The organism is Piscinibacter defluvii (assembly GCF_004011805.1).
In the GTDB taxonomy this organism is placed as follows: Bacteria; Pseudomonadota; Gammaproteobacteria; order Burkholderiales; family Burkholderiaceae_C; genus Piscinibacter; species Piscinibacter defluvii.
Genome location: NZ_RCHJ01000005.1, coordinates 423660 through 443694, shown reverse-complemented (window position 1 = coordinate 443694; position 20035 = coordinate 423660). Strand labels below are relative to the sequence as shown.

Genomic DNA, 20035 nt, shown 5'->3' with positions numbered 1-20035 from the left:
CCAAGTCCATGCATCCGCTGCTGCTCAACCTCACCTGGCACACGCTGGCCGGCCCGCACGAGCGCTTCTCGACCGGCGGCGCGCAGGCGCGGCGCTACGCGAGCGGCTTCTCGCCCATCGTCGGCTTCGCCGACCCGCTGCAACCCGATCTCGACGCGCTGCGGCCGCACTGTGCCGAGGGCGAGCACTTCTACTGCGACGGCTGGTCCGGCGCGGCCCCGCCGGGCTGGCGCGTGGACGTCGAATCGACCATGTTCAAGATGGTCTGGGAGGGAGACACCCCCGCACAGGACCCGGCGCCGGACGCGGTGCCGCTGACCGCGGCGCACGCGAGCGCCGCGCTGGCGCTGGCGGAGCTGACCCGGCCCGGCCCGTTCGGCCCGCGCACCATCGAGTTGGGCGACTACTTCGGCCTGTTCGACGGCGATCGCCTGGTCGCGATGGCCGGCGAGCGCATGCATGCCGGCGAGCTGCGCGAGATCAGCGGCGTCTGCACGCACCCGGACAGCCAGGGTCGCGGCCTGGCGCGGCGCCTGATGCTCAAGCTGGTGCGGCGCCAGCTGGCGCGCGGCGAGCAGCCGATGCTGCACGTGATGCGCGACAACGTCGGCGCCCGCGCGTTGTACGAGCGCATGGGCTTCCGGCCGGTGCACGAGTCGGTGGTGCGGGTGGTGAGCCCATGCTGAAGCGCCTTGTCTTCGCTGCCCTGCTCGCCGCAGGCAGCGGCGTCCAGGCGGGCGCCTTCGACGCCGCACCGCTGGCCCGCTTCGACGCCGGCTTCGAACGTTGCGAGCAGCTCCAGCCGCCGCTGCGCGGCCAGCGCGATGCGGCCTGGCTGGCGCTGTGGCGCACGCGGGACGACGAGGCCAGCCGCGCGCGCCTGGCCAAGCTGCGCCAGGGCGAGGCCTACCGGCGCGAGCAGCGGCGCTTCGCGAAGTCGCGCAGCGCCCCGGGGGCGGCGCCGGCGTCGAGCCCGGTCGCGCACCAGTGCCAGGCCCTGCTGGCCGAGAAGCAGAAGGCCGAGGCACGCCAGGCCGCCGCCGCGGCGCGAGGGGCCTCGCGACCGTGATCAGGGGCCGGCGTGGCGCGCGACGAAGCGCCGGTCGATCGCATCCTTCCAGCGCCAGACCCAGGCGCCCTCGGCCGCGAACGGGCCCCAGCTCGCCACCGCGCGCCGCGTGCCGCAGGACAGCAGGTTGAGCGCATGTCGCTGCGGCACGTAGGGCTGCAGCGGCGCACCGGCCAGCGCTGCGCGCAGGTTGTGCGCCAGCGGTGCGCCGGCCCGCAGCGCGTAGACGCCGCTGCGCGGCCGCGGCTGGTCGATGCACGAGGCCACGTCGCCGGCGGCGAACACCTCCGGGTGCGACAGGCTCTGCAGCGTCGCGCCGGTGGCGACGAAACCCTGCGCGTCCAGCGCGAGCCCGCTGCCGCGCAGCCAGGGCGGCGCGGCCACGCCGAGCGCGAGCAGCACTTGGTCGGCCTCGAGCAGGCGGCCGTCGTCCAGCCGCACGCCACCCGCCTCGATCGCCGCGCCGCGCCGTTCGTGCAGTGCCACGCCCAGGCGCGCCGCGGCACGCCGCATGTGCCCGCGGACGCCCGGCGGATGGCTCGCCAGCAGGCCGCCCGCGCCGCACACCAGCGCCACCGCCGTGCGGCCACGCCAGCGCCAGGCGGCCGCCAACGCCAGTTCCGCACCGGCCGCGCCGCCGCCGACCACCACCAGCCGCCGCGGCGGCCCGGCCGCCTGCCAGCGGGCGACGAAGGCCTCGATCGGCCGCAGCGCCAGGCCCCGCGCGGCCGCGCCGGGCAGGCCGTCGAGGTCGGGCACGCCGCCGGTGTCGAGGCTGAGCAGGTCGTACTCGAGCACCCGGCCGTCGTCGAGCCGGACGCGGCGCGCCGCCGCGTCCAGGCCCACCGCCTGCGCCTCGTGCAGCGTCGCCCCGGCGCGCCGCGCCGGCGCCGCCAGCGGCACGGTGCACTCCTCCTGCGCGTAATGACCGGCCACCCAGCCGGGCAGCATGCCGGAGTACCAGAGCCGTGCGTGCGGCGTCACCAGCCGCAGTTCGGCACCGTCGGGCGGCCGGGCGGCAAAGGCGTTCAGCACCTGCAGGTGCGCGTGGCCGCCGCCGAGCAGCAGCAGGCGCTTCATCGCGCCAGCACCAGGTCGGCCACATGCGCGAGGCTGCGGCCGCGGGTGTTGTCCGCGTCGGCGCCGAGCGCAATGGCAAGGACCGCCGGCACCTCGGTGCTCTCGTCGCCGAACAGCTGCCGGAAGTCGGCCGCGATGTCGCGCCGCTCGTCGCGCCAGCCCGGCTCGGCGCCGCTGCGCAGCACCAGGTAACGCAGGCGGCGCGTGTAGGCATTGGGCAGCACGCTGCCGGCCGGCAGCAGCGCATCCCACACGTAGCAGACGGTGGCCGCCGGCAGCGCCTCGGCGCTGCGCGCACGCGCCAGGCGCAGCAGCTGGCGCTCGACGAAGGGCACGCGCGCCAGCGGCAGGTCGAACAGCACGCAGACCTTGACCGCGTTGTCGTCGCCGTCGCGCCGCCGCAGGTCGGCCCCCGCTGCGAACGAGTCGACGCGCCAGGACCAGCTCAGCTGCAGGGCCTCGGCCGGCCGCTGCAGCGGGTGCACCAGGTTGCCGTAGGAGGATTCGGCCTCGATGCGCAGCGCGCGCCGCCCGTCGACGCCGGCCATGCCGTAGCGTGTGGCCGGCTCGCGTTGCGTGGGCAGCCCGGCATAGCGCCAGGGCGCGGGCGGCAGCGCACCGTCCGCGCCGGCCAGCGGCTGCAGCAGCGGCTCGGCGCGTGCGCTGCCCACCGCCAGCAGCAGCACCAGCAGGCCGCGTGCGCGGCCCTTCATCCGCGCCGCCAGGCGTGATAGCGCGCCACCCATTCGAGCAGGCGCTGCGGCGCATGGGCGCGCTTCCAGGCCCCGGCGGCGTACTTGTTGGCCTCGGCCAGCGTGGGGTAGACGTGGATCGTGCCGAGCAGCTTGTTCAGGCCCAGGCCATGGCGCATCGCGAGCACCCATTCGGCGATCAGTTCGCCGGCATGCGCCCCGACCAGCGTCACGCCGAGGATGCGGTCGCTGCCCGGCGGCGTGAGCACCTTGACGAAGCCCTGCGTGGCGCCCTCGGCGATCGCGCGGTCGAGCTCGCCGAGCTCGAAGCGCGTCAGCTCGTAGGCCACCCCCTGGGCACGCGCCTCCTGCTCGTTCAGCCCGACGCGCGCGACCTCGGGGTCGACGAAGGTGCACCAGGGGATCACCGAGTAGTCGGCCTTGAAGCGGCGCCAGTGGCCGAACAGCGCGTTGACCACGGCATACCAGGCCTGGTGGCTGGCGGTGTGGGTGAACTGGTACGGCCCGGCCACGTCGCCCGCGGCGTAGATGTTCGGGTAGAGCGTCTCGAGATACGCGTTGGTCTCGATGGTGCGCCCGCTCGGGATGCCGAGTTCCTCCAGCCCGTAGCCGCGCAGCCGTGCCACGCGGCCGACGGCACACAGGATCCGGTCGAAGCCGAGCGCCTGCTCGGTGCCCTCGTGCTCGACCACCAGCTGCTGCGCGCCCCCGCCCGGAACGCAGCGCAGCGCGCGCGTGCCCAGGCGCACCGCCACGCCGTCGCGCTCCAGGCTCGCGCGCACCAGCGCCGACACCTCCTCGTCCTCGCGCACCATCAGGCGCGGCGCCTGCTCGACCAGCGTGACCTGCGCGCCGAGCCGCGCGAAGGCCTGGGCCAGCTCGCAGCCGATCGGCCCGCCGCCCAGCACCAGCAGGCGGCGCGGCAGCTCGCGCAGGCCCCACAGCGTGTCGCTGGTCAGCACCCCGGCCTCGGCCAGGCCGGGCAGCGGCGGCACGAAGGGTTCGGCGCCGGTGGCCAGCACAATGGCGCGGGTGCTCAGGCGCTGCAGGCTGCCGTCGCCGAGGCGGACCTCCACGGTCCACGGGTCGACCAGCCGCGCATGCCCGGCCAGCACCTCCACGCCGAGCCCGGTGTAGCGCTCCACCGAATCGTGCGGCTCGATGTCGCGCACCACCTGCGCGACACGCTCCATCACCCGCGCGAAGTCGACCGTGGGCGGCGCGGCGTCCAGACCGTAGTGCGCCGCGTCGCGCAGCTCGCGCGCGAGCGTCGCGGTGCGGATCAGCGCCTTGCTCGGCACGCAGCCGTAGTTCAGGCAGTCGCCGCCCATCTTGTGCGACTCGACCAGCGTGACCCTGGCCTTCACCGCGGCGGCGATGTAGCTCGTCACCAGGCCCGCCGCGCCGGCACCGATCACGACCAGGTTGCGGTCGTAGCGGCGCGGCTTCGCGTGCGCCCAGCGTGCGTAGACGCGCCGCGCACGCACCGCGTCCACCACGCGCTTGGCGGCCAGCGGGAACAGCCCGAGCAGCACGAAGGACCCGATCAGCGCCGGCGAGAGGATGCCGGCCGGCGAGTCGAGCCGCGCCAGTTGCGTGCCGGCGTTCACGTACACCAGCGTGCCGGCCAGCATGCCGAGCTGGCTGACGGCATAGAAGGTGAGCGTGCGCATCGCGGTCAGCCCCATCACGAGGTTGATCACGAAGAACGGCACCAGCGGCACCAGGCGCAGCGTGAACAGGTAGAAGCCGCCCTCCTTCGCGATGCCGCGGTCGATCTCCGCCACGCGGGCGCCGAAGCGCGCGCGCACCGGCTCGCGCAGCAGGTGGCGCGCGACCAGGAAGGCGAGCGTCGCCCCCAGGCTGGAGGCGAACGACACCAGCAGCGTGCCGACGACGAGGCCGAACACCGCCCCGCCGGCCAGCGTCATGATGGCCGCGCCGGGCAGCGAGAGCGCGGTGACCAGCACGTACAGCACGAAGTAGGCCGCCATCACCTGCAGCGGGTGCTGCGCGTACAGCGCGGCGAACTCCGCCTGGCGCGCCCGCAGTTCGTCGAGGCTCAGGAAGCGCCCGAGGTCGAAGACGAAGAAGGCCAGCAGCGCGGTGGCCAGCACGGCCAGGAGCATCCAGCGGCTGCGGGTCATGCGGTGTCTCCTGCGTCGGTGGGACCGAGCTGCACCTGCCGAGCGCCGGACGGTGCGTCCTGCGGGTCGTGTGTCACCAGCAGCGCCGGGATGCCCTGCGCGCGCAGCCTCTCGAACACCTGGGCGCGGAAGCGCACCCGCAGCGCGGCGTCCAGGCGCGAGAACGGCTCGTCGAGCAGCAGCGCACGCGGCTGTGCCAGCAGTGCCCGCAGCAGCGCCACGCGCGCCCGCTGCCCGCCCGAGAGCGTGTGCGGCGCACGCGGCCCGTAACCCGCGAGCCCGGCCTCCTCCAGCGCGGCCTGCGCCTGCGCACGTCGCGCTGCGGCCGGGCCCGGCGGCAGCGCGAACAGCAGGTTCTCGAGCACGCTCACGTGCGGGAACAGCAGGTCGTCCTGGAACAGGATGCCGATGCGCCGCTGCGCCGTCGGCAGCCGGGTCACGTCGCGCCCGTCCAGCCGCACCGTGCCGTGCCCGGCGAGCGGCGCCGGCAGCGTGCCGCACAGCCAGGCCAGCAACGAGGACTTGCCCGAACCGCTCGGCCCGCGCACCACCAGCACCTCGCCGGCGCCGATGCGCGCATCCAGGCCGGCCAGCAGCGGGCCCTGCGGCGTGCTGATGCCGACCTGCAGCAGCTCCAGCATCAGCCCTCCCGCGGCGCCAGGGCGCGCTCGCGCCGCCCCACCGCCCAGGCCAGCGCGAAGCCGAGTGCCGGCAGCAGCGCCTGCAGCAGCGCGAAGGCCGCCAGGGTCGGGCGCTGCCCGCCGGCGGCCAGGGTGATCGCCTCGGTGGTGACGGTGGCATGCCGGCCGGCACCGACGAACTGCGTGCTGAGGTACTGCGCGATGCTCACCGCGAAGCCGACCGCCAGCGCCGCGGCGATCGGCGCGCGCAGCATGGGCCACTTGATGCGCCACAGGAACACCGCGCGGCCACGGCCCAGCGCCGCGGCGATCTGCGCGTAGCGCGCATCGAAGCCGCGGTAGGCCGGCGCCAGCGCGATCAGCGCATACGGTGTGGTGTACAGGCTGTGCGCCAGCCACAGCCCGAGCAGCTGGCCGTCGACGCGCAGCGCGAGCGCGAGGCGGTACAGCCCCACCGCCAGCAGCAGCCCGGGCACCAGCAGCGTGGCGAACACCACCGGCGCGGCCGCGGTGTCCCAGCGCGCCGGGGTGCTCTCCATCCAGGCCAGCGCCAGCAGCAGCCCGGTGAAGGCGGACAGAAGGCCCAGGCCGGCGCTGAGCCGCAGCGTGGCCTGCGCCCCGGCGACGTTCTGCCAGGCCTCGGTGGTGAGCTGCTGCGGCCACCAGGCCGGAAAGGTCCAGACCCCGGCCACCGAGACGAAGGCGAGCAGCGCCAGCACCAGCACGTACAGCAGCGCCCCGCCCTTCGCGAGCTGCGGCACCAGCGCCGCGGCACGCCGCGCGGCGGGCCGGTCGCCACGGCTGCGCCAGCGCCGCAGCGCCGGCCGCACGAGCCGCAGCGCCGCGGCCGCGAGCAGCGCGCCGCCGGCCGTCAGCAGCGCCAGCAGCAGCGCCGCCGCAGCCCCCTGCGCGTTGACGGCCGCCTGCGCATCGAGCAGCCATTGCCAGGCCAGCACCGCCAGCGTCGGTGGGCGTGTCGGCCCGAGCACCAGCGCCATGTCGACCACCGTCACGCCGTAGGCCCACACGGCCAGCAGCGGCAGCGCCAGGCGCGGCAGCAGCTGCGGCCACAGCACGCGCCACCACACGCTGGCGTCGGCATAACCCAGCGTGCGCGCCGTCAGCAGCTGCTGGCGCAGCCGCTGTGCCTCGGCCGGCGGGCGCAGCTGGGCCATCATGTTCCAGAGCAGGAAGGGAACCTCCTTGAGCACCAGGCCGGCGATCAGCGCCAGCCCGGCCGGGTCCTGCACCGTGGCGAGGTCGGGGGGTGCGTCCCAGCCGGCCAGCGGCGCGAGCAGGCGCATCAGCGCGCCGCTGGGCGCGAGCAGCAGCGCGAGGCCGACCGCAAAGGCCGCGTGCGGCACCGCGAGCAGCGCGCCGAGGGTGCGCTCGACTCGTTGCCAGAAGGGCGTGCCGTGCAGGTGCGTCACCAGCAGCAGGCTCAGCCCGAGCGCCAGCAGCGTCGAGGCAGCGCCCACCCACAGGCTCAGCCGCAGCGCCGGCCACAGCGCCGGGTCGTCGAGCAGGCGCTGCCAGGCCGCGGCATCGAGGCCCGCGCCGAGCGCACCGGCCAGTGCCGCACCGAGCGGCACCGCATACAGCCCGGCGGGCAGCCACCACAGCCTCACTGGCCGTGCCGGCGCGCCCATTCGCGCTCGATCACCTCGACCCAGCTGCCGTGCGGCTCGGGCAGCACCGGTGCCGGCTCGCGCACGCTGCCGGGCGCCGGCGCGGCGCCGAACAGCGCGCGCTCGGCGGGGGGCAGCTTGTCCAGCGCCAGCACGGTCGGGTCGCCCCAGTGACGGATGTCGGCCTTGCGCGCCTGCGCCAGCGGCGACTGCAGGAAGTCGATCACCACCTGCGCGCCTTCCCGGGCCCGCGCGTTGTACGGGATGGCGAGGAAGTGCGTGTTGCCGATGGTGCCGCCGCGGTGCTGCCAGCTGACCACCGAGTCGGGCAGGCGCTTCGCGGCGATCTCGTTGGCGGCCTCGTTCGGGTTGAAGGTCAGCGACACGTGCAGTTCGCCGTCGGCCAGCATCTGGCGCATCGCCGCGGTGTTGGCCGGGAAGGCGCGGCCCTGGCGCCACAGCAGCGGGTGCAGCGACTCCAGCGCCGACCACAGCGGCGCCAGCAGCGCGGAAGCGTCCGCACCGGCCGGTCGGTAGAGCGGCGCACGGTCGGGCACCCGTTCGACCAGCACCTGCTTCAGGAAGGTGGTGCCGTGGAAGTTGGGCGGCTTGGGGTAGGTGAAGCGCCCGGGCTGCGCCTGCGCGAAGGCGAGCAGTTCGTCGAAGCCCGTCGGCGGGCGGGCGACGCGGCGCGCGTCGCCATAGAAGGTGAACTGCGCCATGCCCCAGGCGGCCTCGTAACCCTCCACCGGCTCGGAGAAGTCGATGCGGGTGGTCGGCTTGCCGACCGTGTCGACGTAGCGGAAGGCCGGCAGGCTCTCGGCGAACGGGCCGAACAGCAGGCCCTCGCGCTTCATCGCGAGGAAGTTCTCGCCGTTGATCCACACCATGTCGGCCGAGCCGTCGCGATCGCGCCCGGCCTGCTTCTCGGCGCGCACGCGCTTGACGAGCTCGGCCGTGTCGCCGAGCTTCACGTGCTCGAGCCGGATGGCGAAGCGCTGCGCCACTTCCGCCGCGGCCCACTGCAGGTAGGCGTTGACGCGGTCGCTGCCGGCCCAGGCGTTGAAGTACACGGTCTGGCCGCGCGCGGCCCGCTCGATGGCGGGCCAGTCCGCCGCCCGCGCGGCGCCCGCCCAGTGCAGCAGCGCAGCGGCGGACAACATCGTGCGGCGGCGCAGTCCGGCGGGCTGCGGAGGCGGTCTCGTCATCGCGGAGTCTCCCGCCGGGCAGCAGCCCGGCTCCGGGCGAGGCAGTGTATCGGCCTTGGTCGCGGCGGCCGCCGGCGCCTTACAGCCAGAATCTCGCATGCACGACGATGCCTGGACCACGCAGCGCCTCGCCCCCCCGCGCGGCCGGCCGCGCGTGGTGATCGACACCGACGCGGCCAACGAGATCGACGACGCCTTCGCGCTCGCCTGGGCGCTGCGCCGGCCCGAGCGGCTGCAGCTCGAGGCGGTGTACGCGGCGCCCTGGTCCTTCGCCCACCGGCGCGAGGCCTATCGGGCCCGCGCCGGCGCGTCGGCGCGCGAGCTGCCCTGCTTCGACGCCCCCGGCATCGGCATGCAGCGCAGCCTGGACGTGATCGTCACCGCGTTCGAGAAGGCCGGCGTGCTGCCTGCGGGCCGCGTGTTCGCCGGCGCCACCGACTACCTGCGCGCCGGAGAGCCGCCGCCGGCCAGCGCCGCGGCCGAGCACCTGATCGCGCTGGCGCGTGCGCAGCCGGCCGACGAGCCGCTCTACGTGGTGGCGATCGGCTGCCCGACCAACGTCGCCGCGGCGCTGCTGCTCGCGCCCGAGATCGCCGAGCGCATCGTGGTGGTCTGGACCAGCGGCTACCCTTCGCACGCGCCGCAGGTCAACGATTCGTTCAACCTCGAGCAGGACCTGCACGCCACGCGCACGCTGCTCGACTGCGGCGTGCCGCATGTCTACCTGCCGGGCTTCCAGGTCGGAGCGCAACTGCGCCTGTCGCTGCCCGAGATGGAGCGCTGGGTGAAGGGCCGCAGCGCGCTGGGCGACTGGCTGTTCGAGCTCTACACCCACAACCCGCTGTGGGAGCTGCTGGGCATCGACGACTTCTTCGCCCACAGCTGGGTGATCTGGGACCTGATCAACATCGCCTGGCTGATCGAGCCCGGCTGGGTGCCGAGCACGCTGGTGCGCACGCCGGTGCTCGGCGAGGACAAGCGCTGGCGCGCCGCGCCGGGCCGGCACCTGATGCGCGAGGCCTACGCGGTGAACCGCGACGCGGTGTTCGCGGACTTCTTCCGCTCGCTGGAAGGGGCCGGGTGAGGCAGGACTGCGGACGGCCCGCGAGGCCCGCGGTCACCAAGCCCTACAATGACCGCCACATGTTCTCCCGGGCCGTTGCCTTCCTGCTGGCGCTTGTCATGTTCTGGTCCGCCCTCGCGGCGCAGGAGCAGGTGTTCGCGCCCGACACGCCGGACGCCGCGCAACAGGTGGCCGCGCTGGCGGTCGGTTCGCCGTATGCAGGCAGCGACGGGTCGGTCGCCGACCACCATCTGGACGACCTGCCCGCACAGGCACAGATCGAGCACCTGGCGGACCTGCCCTGCCTCCTGCAGGGCCGTGCCGAGGTGCAGGCGCCGGCACTCGCCATGGCGCCGCCGGCGCCGTTCTCGATGAACGCGCTGAGCCCGCCCTTCCTCGACGCGCTGCAGCGCCCGCCCTGCGCGGCCACGGTCGACGCGTAGTCCCCGCCGCGGCGCCTCGCGCCGCGCCTCCCACACCTCTTGCACACGGGGCCCGCCGGGCACCGGTGGCCCGGTGGCCTCTCCACCGAACGCGGCGTGCCGCCCGTTCACTTCCAGGAACCGTCATGAACCAGAGCTTTCCTCTTCATCCCGCATCGACCGGTGCGGCCCTGTCCGCCGAGCGCAACCGCGTCCTGCGCAACACCTACTGGCTGCTCGCGCTGTCGATGGTGCCCACGGTGCTGGGCGCCTGGATCGGGGTGACGACCGGCATCGCCCGGGCGATGTCCCCGGGCATCGGGCTGATCGTGTTCCTGGTGGGCGCCTTCGGCTTCATGTTCGCCATCGAGAAGACCAAGAACTCCGCCGCCGGCGTGCCGGTGCTGCTGGCCTTCACCTTCTTCATGGGCCTGATGCTGGCCCGGCTGGTCGGCGCCGTGCTCGGCCTGGCCAATGGCGCGGGCCTGATCATGACGGCCTTCGCCGGCACCGGCGCGATCTTCCTCGGCATGGCCACGCTGTCGTCGATCATCCGGCGCGACCTCTCGGCAATGGGCAAGTGGCTGTTCATCGGTGCCATCATGGTGCTGGTGGCCGGCATCGCCAACGTCTTCATCGGCTCCGGCGCCCTGATGATCACGCTGTCGGTGCTGGTCATCGGCATCTTCTCGGCCTTCATCCTGTACGACCTCAAGCGCGTGCGCGACGGCCACGAGACCAACTACATCAGCGCCACCCTCGGCGTGTACCTGAGCATCTACAACGTGTTCCAGGCGCTGCTGTCGCTGCTCGGCCTGGCCGGATCGCGCGACGAATGAGGCCGACGCGCCCGACCCGGCCGTGCCGATGAGCGGCGGCGAGGTACCGACCGTCGCGGCGGCTCCGGCAGGGTCGACGGCACGCCCGCTGTCGCACCTGCTGGCCGAGCTGGCGGCCGACGTCTCGCGCGAACGGGTGTCGGTCGGCGACCTGCTGCTCGCCCTGCGCGACCGGGCGCTGGCGGCGCTGCTGCTCCTGTTCGCGCTGCCCAACGTGGTGCCGGTCCCGCCGGGCACCTCGGCGCTGCTCGGCGCGCCGCTGCTGTTCCTGGCGGCGCAGCTGGCGCTGGGCCGGCGCCCCTGGCTGCCGCGTGTCATCGCCGAGCGTTCGATGCCGCGCGGCCACTTCGCTGCCCTCGTCACGCGGGCGCTGCCCTGGCTGGCGCGCGCCGAGCGGCTGCTGCGCCCGCGCTGGGCCGCACTGTGCACGCCGCCGGCCGAGTACGGCGTGGGCCTGTTGTGCCTGCTGCTCGCCTTGATCGTGTTCCTGCCGATTCCCCTGGGCAACATGCTGCCGGCGCTGGCGATCTGCCTGTTCGCGCTGGGCATCCTCGAGCGCGACGGCCTCTGGGTGCTGGCCGGCCTGGCGGCCGCCCTCAGCTCGGTGGCGCTCGTCTGGGGCGTGCTCTACGCGCTGATCAAGAGCGCCCTGTTCCTCCTCGCCAACGCGTTCCCCTGACGCGGCGGCCGGTCCCTCACCATGGAAATCGCGCTTCTCCTCTGCCTCATCCTGCTCAACGGCGCCTTCGCGATGTCGGAGATCGCGCTGGTCACCGCGCGCAAGGCGCGGATGCAGAAGCTCGTCGACGAGGGGGATCGTGCCGCGGCCGCCGCGGTCGCGCTCGGCGAGGATCCGAACCGGTTCCTGTCGACGATCCAGATCGGCATCACCTCGATCGGCGTGCTCAACGGCATCGTCGGCGAGGCGGTCCTGGCCGGGCCGCTGGCCGAGTGGCTCGTGACGCTCGGCCTGAACGCGGCCTACAGCCACTACGCGGCCACCGCGCTGGTGGTGGTGCTGATCACCTACTTCTCGATCGTGCTGGGCGAGCTCGTCCCCAAGCGCCTGGGCCAGACCCACCCCGAGGCCGTGGCCCGGCTCGTGGCCCAGCCGATCGGCTGGCTGGCCGTGGCGACGAAGCCCTTCGTGCGGCTGCTGTCGGGCTCGACCAACCTCCTGCTGCGCCTGCTGGGCGTGCGCGAACGCAGCGGCTCCCACGTCACCGAGGAGGAGATCCATGCGGTGCTGGCCGAAGGCACGAGCGCCGGCGTGATCGAGTCGCACGAGCACACCATGGTGCGCAACGTGTTCCTGCTCGACGACCGGCAGATCACCTCGCTGATGGTGCCGCGCGGCAACGTCGTGGCCCTCGACCTCGACGCACCGTTCGAGCAGAACCTCGCACGCATCGAGCAATCCGATCACGCCCGCTTCCCGGTGGTGCATGGCGGGCTGGACCGCATCGAGGGCGTGGTCAACGCCCGCAAGCTGCTGTCGCGCACGGTGCGCGGCGGCGCGCCCGACCTGCAGGCGCAGCTCGAGCAGCCGCTGTACGTGCCGGAGACCCTGGCCGGCATGGAACTGCTCGACAACTTCCGCTCGATGGACGTGCACATGGCCTTCGTGATCGACGAATACGGCGAGGTGCAGGGCATCGTCACGCTGCAGGACCTGATCGAGGCGATCACCGGCGAGTTCCACCCGCGCAACCCCGACACCGCGTGGGCCGTCCGGCGCGACGACGGATCGTGGCTGCTCGACGGCCACATCCCGATTCCCGAGCTGAAAGACCGCCTCGGGCTCGACGCCGCGCCGGAGGAGGACCGTGGCCGCTATCACACGCTCAGCGGCATGCTGATGCTGCTGACCGGGCAGCTGCCCCACGAGGGCGACAAGGCGCAGTGGCAGCGCTGGCGCTTCGAGATCGTCGACATGGACGGCAAGCGCATCGACAAGGTGCTCGCCTCCCCGCTGCCCGACGACACGGACGGTCCCGGCGCGGCGCAGACCGCCGCCGATGCCGCCCACCCCTGATCCGTGCACCCTGGAGGAATCGCTCGTGTCCATCAGAAGAGTTCTCGCAATGCTTGCGGCGATCGTGGCGTTCGGCGTCGGGGGCGCGATGCCGGCGGCCGCAGCGCCCGGCAAGGTGGTCGTCGGCACCTACATCAACAAGATGACCGAGGTGAGCTTCAAGGAAAGCAAGTTCTCGCTCGACTTCTACATCTGGTTCCGCTGGAAGGCCGAGGGCGAGCTGGCCGAGTACAAGCCGCTGGCCAGCATGGAGCTGATCAACGGCCGCATCGACGGCCAGACCAGCGTGGTCGAGAAGAAGATCGGCGAGCTGAACTACGCCTCGGCGCGCGTGACCGCGACGATCTTCAAGAACTGGGCGCTGGAGAGCTTCCCGTTCGACAGCCACCGCGTGCAGGTGCACCTCGAGGACAGCCAGTTCGTCGACAGCGCGCTGGTGTTCGAGCCCGACATCACGAACTCGCGCCTGGGCGACGAGCTCAGCCTGCCGGGCTGGGTGGTCTCGGGCTTCGCGACCCAGGCCACGCAGAAGGAATACAAGACCAACTACGGCGACACCTCGCAGCCCACCGACGCGCTGTCGACCTACTCGCGCCTGACCTTCGGCATGGACATGACGCGGGCCGGTGTCGGCTCGGCGGTCAAGCTGCTGTCCACGGTGGTGTTCGCCACGCTGGTGGCCTTCGTCGCCTTCGGCATCCGCCCGGTAGACGTGGACCCGCGTTTCGGCCTGGGCGTGGGCGCGCTGTTCGCGGTGGCGGCCAGCGCCTTCGTGGTCGCCTCCGCGATCCCGGAGTCGGCGCTGCTGACGGTGGCCGACCAGATGCACATGGTGGCGATGGGCTTCATCTTCGCCTCGATCGTGCAGTCGGCGATCTGCCTGAAGTGGGACGAGGCCGGCGAGGAGGCGAAGTGGAAGCGGCTGGACCGCCTCTGCATCTTCCTGTTCCCGGCCGCCTTCCTGCTGTGGACGGGCTGGCTGGTGTTCAAGTCCTTCCGCTAGGGCCGCATCGGGTGCACCGGTTGCGCCGCGCAGATCGCCCCGCACCGGGCCGGCCCGTTTGCGCCTGGCTGGCGGCTGCCGGGCTGGCGGCCGGCGTGGCCGGCTGCTCCGAGGGTTACCCCACCGGCGATGCCGAACGGATCGACCCGCAGGGCATGTCGACCGCCCAGCGCCTGGCCGCGATGAACCGCCTCGGCGCCGAGGCCCCCCGCGGCCGGCGATGGCAGTACCGGCTGGAGCCGGAGTGCACGCTGGTCGCGAGCCCCGAGCGACTCGATGCCTCCCCGCGACATGTCGATCTCGCCCGCGCCGGCGTGACCGGCACGTTCGACCGTGCGGCGGGCACGCACGCGGTGTCCGTCGTGCCCGCCGAGCCGTCCGCGACGTCGGTGGCGGTGTTCGAATCGCCGCAGTGGACCGATGCCTCGGAGATGCGCAGCTACGTGCAGGTGCTGGTGCAGGCGTGCGCCCGCAAGGCGCCGGACCGGACGGCGCCATGACCCGGCCGCGGCCCCGGTCGTGTCGCGCGGGTTCGCCCCGGACCGTTTCCGGGTTCAGCGCGCACCCGGCAGCGGCGTCGGCCCGGGCAGCCCCGCGCAGCCGCTCCGGTAGGGCAGGTCGCCGAGTGCGCGCTGCCATTCTTCGGCGCTGAGGTTGCGCAGCAGCCGGCGGCAGGCATCGGCCACCAGGTCGTCCGCCGTCAGCGGCCACAGCCGCACGCTGCGATCCTCGCCCGTGCTCGCCAGGCGCCGGCCGTCGGCGCTGAAGGCGAGTGCCGACGGCGCCTTGCCATGGGCACGTGCGGCCCGTTCGGCGGCCCGCTGCGCCAGCGTCACGCCATGGGCATCGCGCGTCTGCAGCCAGGGCCGCTGCGGCGCCGCGTGGCTTTCGTCCAGCGTATGCAGCATCGGCCAGCCGGCCGCCTGGCCGGCGAGCGCGGCATCGCCGCCAGCGGTGCGGCTCGTCCACTCGCCCGTCGCGCCCGACGCGCGGCGGGCCCAGGTGACGCCACTGCCGATGCGCGCCAGGTCCTCGGCCTCGTGCGACTGCCAGGCCAGCGCGCGTCCGGTGGCCAGCTCCCAGACCCGCGTGATCGACGGCTGGCGCAGGCCCACACCGCGCGCGATGTCCGAATAGCCGGTGGTCGCCACGGCGTGGCCGTCGGTGCTCAGCCGCACCGCGGTGATGCCTTCGGCCGGCGCGATCGGCGCGAGGGCCTGCCAGCCCTCGACGCCAAAGCGCAGGAGTTGCCGGTCCGACACCGCCAGCAGCCAGCGGCCGTCCGCGCTCCAACCCACCGGGCCGAACGCCTGCCCGGCGGCATGGCGCAGGCGTTCGCGTCCGTCGGCCGCGTCGTGCACACGCAGCTCGCGCGGGCCGGCGAGCACCAGCCAGCGGCCGTCGCGGCTGAAGGCCAGGGTGCCCTCGCCCGGCACCGATTCGAACCCGGCCAGCCGCTGGCCCTGCACGGTGTCGAACACCGCCACGCGGCCCGCCGCGTCGCGCAGCGCGACCCGGCCGCCGTCCGGCGCGAGCGCGAGCGCCTGCACGGCGTCGGGCCGGTCCAGGCGCAGCGTCTCGGGGCGGTCGAGCGCGGTGATCTCGATGCGGCCGTCCGGGCGGCCGACCAGCAGGCCACCGGGCCCGGCGCCGAGGCTGATGCCGCCGGCCAGGTGCAGCGGGTCGCGCGGGCCGGCGCGCGGCCACACGACCGCCATGCCGTCGACATCGATCGCGGCCAGGGCCGGCCAGCCCGCCCAGTCCAGGAACACCAGCGGCGCCCGCTCGGCCACGCGGCGCTGCCAGGGGCCGGGTTGTTCGATCAGCTCGGGCAGCACGCTGCCGTAGTCCACCTCGTGCACGCGCAGGCGGCGTTCGCCGTCCTGGGTGACGAGCGTCGTGCCGGCATAGGCGAAGGCCCAGCCCGCGTGCCCGGGGCTGGCATCCAGCCGGGCCGGCGGGTCGAGGTCCCACCAGAGCACCTTGTCGGCGACCTTGAGCACGAGGCGGTAGCTCGCCACGAAACCCAGGCCGTCGACCATGCGCCCGGCGATGTCGTCGGCCGGCGGCAGCGGCAGCGCGCGCCAGCCGTCGGTGGCGTACAGCTGCACCGGCGTGCGACCGGGCACCACCGCGGCGAGGCGGCGCGAGTCCGCGTCGAAGGCGGCGGCGCGCAGCACCTGGCCGCCCTCGCCCAGCGTCAGCACGCTGCGCCAGGTCGCGGTGTCCCAGACGCAGCCGGCGCGCTCGGTGCAGCCAGCCGCGAGCCAGCGGCCGTCCGGGCTGAAGGTGACGGCGCGCAGGCTGCTGTTGCCGCCCAGGCGCTCGGCGCGGTGCACCTCGCGCAGCGTGTCCGCCTCGCGCACCAGCAGCAGGTCGGCGCTTTCGCTGGCGATCCAGCGGCCCTGCGCATCCGCGGCGAGCGCCACCACCGGCGCACGGTGCGGCCCGTCGATCCGGCGCCCGCGCGGGGCGAGGCGGTCGAGGTGGCGCAGCAGCGCGGCCTGCGCTTCCACCGTCCAGTGCGAGGCGAGCGATTCGAGGCTCAGCAGCAGGCCGCGCTGCACGCCCTCGCCGTCCAGCGCCAGCGCGGCCGCCGCCTCGACGTTGAGCTGGCGCGCCTGCGTCGCGAGGCGGCGCTGCTCGGCCAGGTCGCGCTGGCGCACCGCCTCGTTGCGCGCCAGGACCGTGAGCACCAGCGCCGCGCAGAGCGTGGCGACCACCGCGCCGGTCACACTCCAGGCGATGCGCCGGCGGCGCTGCTGGCGCCGCTTGTCGCGCTGCTCGATCTCGGCGCGGCTCACGCCGTACAGGTGCGCGAGCAGCTGGTACCAGGGGCCCTCGAAGGCGCCGCGGTCGACCTTGTCGCGCTTCGGGTCGAAGCCGCGCCAGCTCACCGCCAGCGGCATCTGCATCGCCGCCACCAGCGCGCCCGGGAAGGCCATGCGGTCGTGCTGGTCCGGCGCGGCCTCGTTGTTGGCCAGGCCGTCGATCAGCACCGGCACCACCGCCTGCGCGCCGTGCAGCCGCACGTAGCGCGCGATCTCGTCGTCGACGTACTTGCTGGCGCGCGCGGCCGGCGAGCACACCACGACGAGCCGGCGCGACTGCGCCAGGTGGCGCCCGATCACCTCGTCGTAGTCGCCCGCCTCGATGTCGGACTCGTCGCGGAACACCGCCAGGTGGCGCTGCGCCACGGCCAGCTCGCGCGGCGGGCGGTAGGCCTTCAGCGCCGCCTCGAGGCGCTCGGCGAAGGCGCGGTCGCGCCGCGAGTAGCTGATGAAGGCGTCCAGCGGCAGCGGGTCGGTGCTCATGGCTGGCGCCGCCGGGGTCCGCAGGCCCCCCTCAGGGCTTGCCGCTGCCGCCGCCGGCCGCGAGGCCGCCGGTGCGCAGCACGTCGATGCCGAGCAGCTTGCGGAACACCGCCTCGGCCGTCAGCCCGCCGATGGTGGCGACGACGGTGATCAGCGCCACCAGGCGCAGGCCGGTGACGCCGGCAAGCTCCAGGTCGCCCGGCTGCGCCACGAGGTACAGCAGGCCGGCGAGCGCGCCGGCCATCATGCCCAGCGCGACCGTGATCGCCATCGAGGGCGGCACCCGCGGCCCGCTGCCGTAGCGGCGCTCGAACACCATGCGGACGGCCGCGCCCGCCACGCCGGCCGACAGCGTGCCGGCGAACAGCATCGCCTTGGCCAGCACCGGCGGCAACGCCGCCACCAGCAGGTGGCTGCCGAGCCCGGCCACCAGCGCCAGCACGAACAGCACCGTCGCCACGACGGCATGCCAGACGATCGGCCCGGTCTCCACCGCGTAGCGGCGCACGCGCTGCGTCTCGAGCAGCTCGACCCAGCGCGCGGCCGCCGCGTCGCCCGGATCATCGGCCATGCGGGCGTGTTCGTTGCCGTCGGGCAGGTCCACGCCCGGCACGATGGTGCGCCACACGGTCTCGGCCGAGCCGCCGGTCTTCAGCAGCGCCAGCACCGGCACGCGCGCGCCGATCGCCACCTGCCCGGCGATCGCGGTCGAGCGCGCGCCGCCGATCAGCACCAGGCCGTCGGCATCGGCGAGCGAGCGGTAGAAGGAGACATCCCAGCTGTTCGAGGCCACCGCGACGCGGTTGAACAGCGCCGGGTGGCTGCGCTCCTCGGCGAACGGCACGGCCGGGGCGCCGGTGCTCGGCTGGCGGATCTCGATCGGCACGCCGCGCTCGGACGCCTCGGGCCGCGCGGCCACGTAGGCGCTCACGACCGCGGCCTCGATGAAGTTGGCGTCGTAGACGATCAGCCCGTGGCCCCGGTTCGCCAGCGCCGCGCCGAGCAGGCGGGCCGCCTCCTGCGCCGCCGCCACGTTGACCTTCGGGTCGAACGGATGGGGGTGCTTGGGATCGTTGCGCCTGTCGTCGGCGTCTCCGATGATCGCGAATCGCTGCATGGCCGGGCCCTCCCGGGGGCATTCTTGCACCGCGGCCGCCCGGCGGCGAGGGGCGGCGCGCCGCCCCTCCCTCTTCGAGACGAGGCGTCACCCGGCCCGCCGGGCCAGTTGCGCGAGTTCGTCCACCACGCGCGCGACGCCCGCGCCCGACAGGTAGTCGTCGACCCGCTCGCGCACATGGGCCACCAGCGCCGCGTCGCTGTGTGCGGCCGACCAGTCCTCGCCGTCGCCGCCGGCGCGCGCGGCGCGGCCCGACAGCACGCGCCACTTGGCGCACCAGGTGACGGACCACAGCCACATCGCGGCACGCAGCGGCACCAGCCAGGTCTGCCAGGCCGGCGCGTCGCCGACACGCGCGAGCCAGCGTGCGCCGGCCGCGGCCACCTCGTCGACGCCCAGCACCGCGGCGCTGGCGCGGTCCCAGGTGGTGGAGGTGTAGAGCGTGGCATGGGCCAGGTCCAGCGGCGGGTGGCTGTAGCGCGCCTTCTCGAGGTCCACCAGCACGGCGCGGCCGTCGTGCAGCAGGAAATTGCCGGGGTGCGCGTCGAACGCGATCAGGCGCCGGCCCGGGCGCGCGGGCGCGGCGAGCAGCGCCTCGAAGCGGCGGCGCTGCGCGTCGATCGCGCGGCGGCTGGACGCGTCGAGCGCCGCCGCGTCGAGGTGCACGGCCTGGGCCTCGATCTCGGCATGCAGCAGCGCCAGCGGGTCGGGTGCGTCGAGCAGCGGCGCGCGCTGCGCCGGCAGCGGCAGCGCATGGATCGCGGCCAGCGCGTCGACGATCGCCGGCAGGTCCTGCGGCATCCGTGCCGGCCGGCCGACGATCTCCTCCACCAGCAGCGCGCCGCGCGGCAGCGCGTCGCCGGGCGGCAGCATGCCGTGCAGGCGCGGCACGTGACCGCTCGGCGCGGCGCGTTCGAAGCAGGCGGCCTGGTAGGCCAGGTTCGCGGCGGCCGGCAGGTCGAGCTGGCTCTGCTTGGGCACACGCGCCAGCACGCCCGTGCCGACGAGGCGCAGGTGCGCGTGCGCGAGGCCGGCATCGGCCAGCGGCGCTATCGGCGCGTCGGCCCACGGGGAGTGCTGCGCACGCAGCGCGGTGCGCAGGGCCTCGGTCAGGGCGTCCATCCGAGTCCGTCCAGTTGCACCAGGTCGGCCGGCTCGTCGATGTCGGCCAGCGGCGCCAGCTCGGCATGGCGCAGGCCGAGTTCGTGCAGACGCTCGCGGGTGCGCGCCATCACGACCGGCGTGCTCCAGGGCATGGGCTCGAACAGGCGCGGCTGCGGGCGGCGCAGGCCGACCAGCGCATAACCGCCGTCCAGCGCCGGCACGAACACCGCGTCGTGCGTGTCGAGCGCGGCGGCCGCGGCGCGCAGCACGGCGGCGTCCAGCCTCGGCGCGTCGGTGCCGATCAGCAGCACCCGCGGCGCGCTCTCGAAGGCCTGCGCGAACGCGGCGGCGATGCGCGCGCCGAGCTCGCCCTCGACCTGCACGGCAAGCCGCACGCCGCGCGTGCCCCAGGCGGCGACGGCCGGGTGCGCCAGGTCGGGCGCGGCGCACAGCGTGACCGGGCGCAGGCCACTGGCCAGCGCCGCCTGCAACGTGCGCTCGAGCAGCCAGGCCGCGAGAAGCGCCGCCCCCTCGGCCCCAAGCGCCGGGATCAGGCGCGTCTTCGCCAGGCCGGCCACCGGGGCCTTGGCCAGCACGACGACGGCGCAGGCGGCGGCGCTCACTGGACTACCCTCCGGTCGCTGACGCGACC

At 74.4% G+C, this 20035-nt stretch carries 19 protein-coding genes; 9 read left to right on the top strand and 10 right to left on the bottom strand.

Annotated elements, in window-relative coordinates; all coding sequences use genetic code 11:
- Positions 1-8 precede the first annotated feature (8 nt).
- Both D9C15_RS17525 and D9C15_RS17520 read left to right on the top strand, forming a co-directional pair.
- Positions 9-686 (top strand): GNAT family N-acetyltransferase, encoded by a 678-nt coding sequence (locus D9C15_RS17525; RefSeq protein WP_127999551.1) that lies wholly within the window; start codon positions 9-11, stop codon positions 684-686.
- A complete protein-coding gene (locus D9C15_RS17520; RefSeq protein WP_127999549.1) occupies positions 680-1069 on the top strand; it encodes a hypothetical protein in 390 nt (129 codons plus the stop codon). The genes D9C15_RS17525 and D9C15_RS17520 overlap by 7 nt, the downstream gene beginning before the upstream one ends.
- Here D9C15_RS17520 and D9C15_RS17515 read toward each other — a convergent pair whose 3' ends face one another.
- From D9C15_RS17515 to D9C15_RS17490, 6 genes are read right to left on the bottom strand one after another with little or no spacing between them, the layout of a single operon-like run.
- Positions 1070-2149, bottom strand: a complete 1080-nt coding sequence (locus D9C15_RS17515; RefSeq protein ID WP_127999547.1) for a slr1591 family oxidoreductase — start codon at positions 2147-2149, stop codon at positions 1070-1072.
- The gene (locus tag D9C15_RS17510; RefSeq protein ID WP_127999546.1) at positions 2146-2862 is read right to left on the bottom strand and encodes a DUF3047 domain-containing protein; all 717 of its coding nucleotides are present in this window, start codon (positions 2860-2862) and stop codon (positions 2146-2148) included. The genes D9C15_RS17515 and D9C15_RS17510 overlap by 4 nt, the downstream gene beginning before the upstream one ends.
- Positions 2859-5009 carry a dihydrolipoyl dehydrogenase family protein gene (locus D9C15_RS17505; protein ID WP_127999544.1) on the bottom strand — a complete coding sequence of 717 codons (2151 nt, stop codon included), beginning with the start codon at positions 5007-5009 and terminating at the stop codon, positions 2859-2861. Before D9C15_RS17505 ends, D9C15_RS17510 begins: the two co-directional genes overlap by 4 nt.
- Positions 5006-5650, bottom strand: coding sequence for an ATP-binding cassette domain-containing protein (locus tag D9C15_RS17500; RefSeq protein ID WP_127999542.1), 645 nt, complete (start codon positions 5648-5650; stop codon positions 5006-5008). Before D9C15_RS17500 ends, D9C15_RS17505 begins: the two co-directional genes overlap by 4 nt.
- The gene (locus D9C15_RS17495; RefSeq protein WP_240668448.1) at positions 5650-7278 is read right to left on the bottom strand and encodes an ABC transporter permease family protein; all 1629 of its coding nucleotides are present in this window, start codon (positions 7276-7278) and stop codon (positions 5650-5652) included. Before D9C15_RS17495 ends, D9C15_RS17500 begins: the two co-directional genes overlap by 1 nt.
- Positions 7275-8486 (bottom strand): ABC transporter substrate-binding protein, encoded by a 1212-nt coding sequence (locus D9C15_RS17490; RefSeq protein WP_205854830.1) that lies wholly within the window; start codon positions 8484-8486, stop codon positions 7275-7277. The genes D9C15_RS17495 and D9C15_RS17490 overlap by 4 nt, the downstream gene beginning before the upstream one ends.
- 97 nt (positions 8487-8583) lie before the next feature.
- On the opposite strand from D9C15_RS17490, the gene D9C15_RS17485 reads away from it, so the two are divergent.
- From D9C15_RS17485 to D9C15_RS17455, 7 genes are all read left to right on the top strand, one after another.
- Positions 8584-9570, top strand: a complete 987-nt coding sequence (locus tag D9C15_RS17485; RefSeq protein ID WP_164886762.1) for a nucleoside hydrolase — start codon at positions 8584-8586, stop codon at positions 9568-9570.
- A 98-nt stretch (positions 9571-9668) separates the two neighbouring features.
- Positions 9669-9992, top strand: a complete 324-nt coding sequence (locus D9C15_RS17480; protein WP_127999536.1) for a hypothetical protein — start codon at positions 9669-9671, stop codon at positions 9990-9992.
- Between the two features lie 125 nt (positions 9993-10117).
- Positions 10118-10810: a Bax inhibitor-1 family protein gene (locus D9C15_RS17475; RefSeq protein WP_127999534.1), complete on the top strand. Its 693-nt coding sequence runs from the start codon at positions 10118-10120 to the stop codon at positions 10808-10810.
- 28 nt (positions 10811-10838) lie between these two features.
- Positions 10839-11489 (top strand): exopolysaccharide biosynthesis protein, encoded by a 651-nt coding sequence (locus D9C15_RS17470; protein WP_127999650.1) that lies wholly within the window; start codon positions 10839-10841, stop codon positions 11487-11489.
- A 21-nt stretch (positions 11490-11510) separates the two neighbouring features.
- Entirely contained in the window at positions 11511-12845 is a 1335-nt protein-coding gene (locus D9C15_RS17465) for a hemolysin family protein (protein ID WP_127999532.1), read from the top strand.
- Between the two features lie 49 nt (positions 12846-12894).
- Positions 12895-13848 carry a DUF998 domain-containing protein gene (locus tag D9C15_RS17460; RefSeq protein WP_164886760.1) on the top strand — a complete coding sequence of 318 codons (954 nt, stop codon included), beginning with the start codon at positions 12895-12897 and terminating at the stop codon, positions 13846-13848.
- Between the two features lie 95 nt (positions 13849-13943).
- Positions 13944-14348, top strand: a complete 405-nt coding sequence (locus D9C15_RS17455) for a hypothetical protein (protein WP_127999529.1) — start codon at positions 13944-13946, stop codon at positions 14346-14348.
- Positions 14349-14402: 54 nt separating this feature from the next.
- Here D9C15_RS17455 and D9C15_RS17450 read toward each other — a convergent pair whose 3' ends face one another.
- The 4 genes from D9C15_RS17450 to D9C15_RS17435 form a co-directional block, all read right to left on the bottom strand.
- Positions 14403-17162: a TIR domain-containing protein gene (locus D9C15_RS17450; protein ID WP_127999527.1), complete on the bottom strand. Its 2760-nt coding sequence runs from the start codon at positions 17160-17162 to the stop codon at positions 14403-14405.
- Positions 17163-17193: 31 nt separating this feature from the next.
- A complete protein-coding gene (locus D9C15_RS17445) occupies positions 17194-18279 on the bottom strand; it encodes a hypothetical protein (protein WP_127999525.1) in 1086 nt (361 codons plus the stop codon).
- An 87-nt stretch (positions 18280-18366) separates the two neighbouring features.
- Positions 18367-19401: a protein kinase family protein gene (locus D9C15_RS17440; RefSeq protein WP_127999523.1), complete on the bottom strand. Its 1035-nt coding sequence runs from the start codon at positions 19399-19401 to the stop codon at positions 18367-18369.
- Positions 19389-20006: a TIGR04282 family arsenosugar biosynthesis glycosyltransferase gene (locus D9C15_RS17435; RefSeq protein WP_240668447.1), complete on the bottom strand. Its 618-nt coding sequence runs from the start codon at positions 20004-20006 to the stop codon at positions 19389-19391. Before D9C15_RS17435 ends, D9C15_RS17440 begins: the two co-directional genes overlap by 13 nt.
- Positions 20007-20035 lie beyond the last annotated feature (29 nt).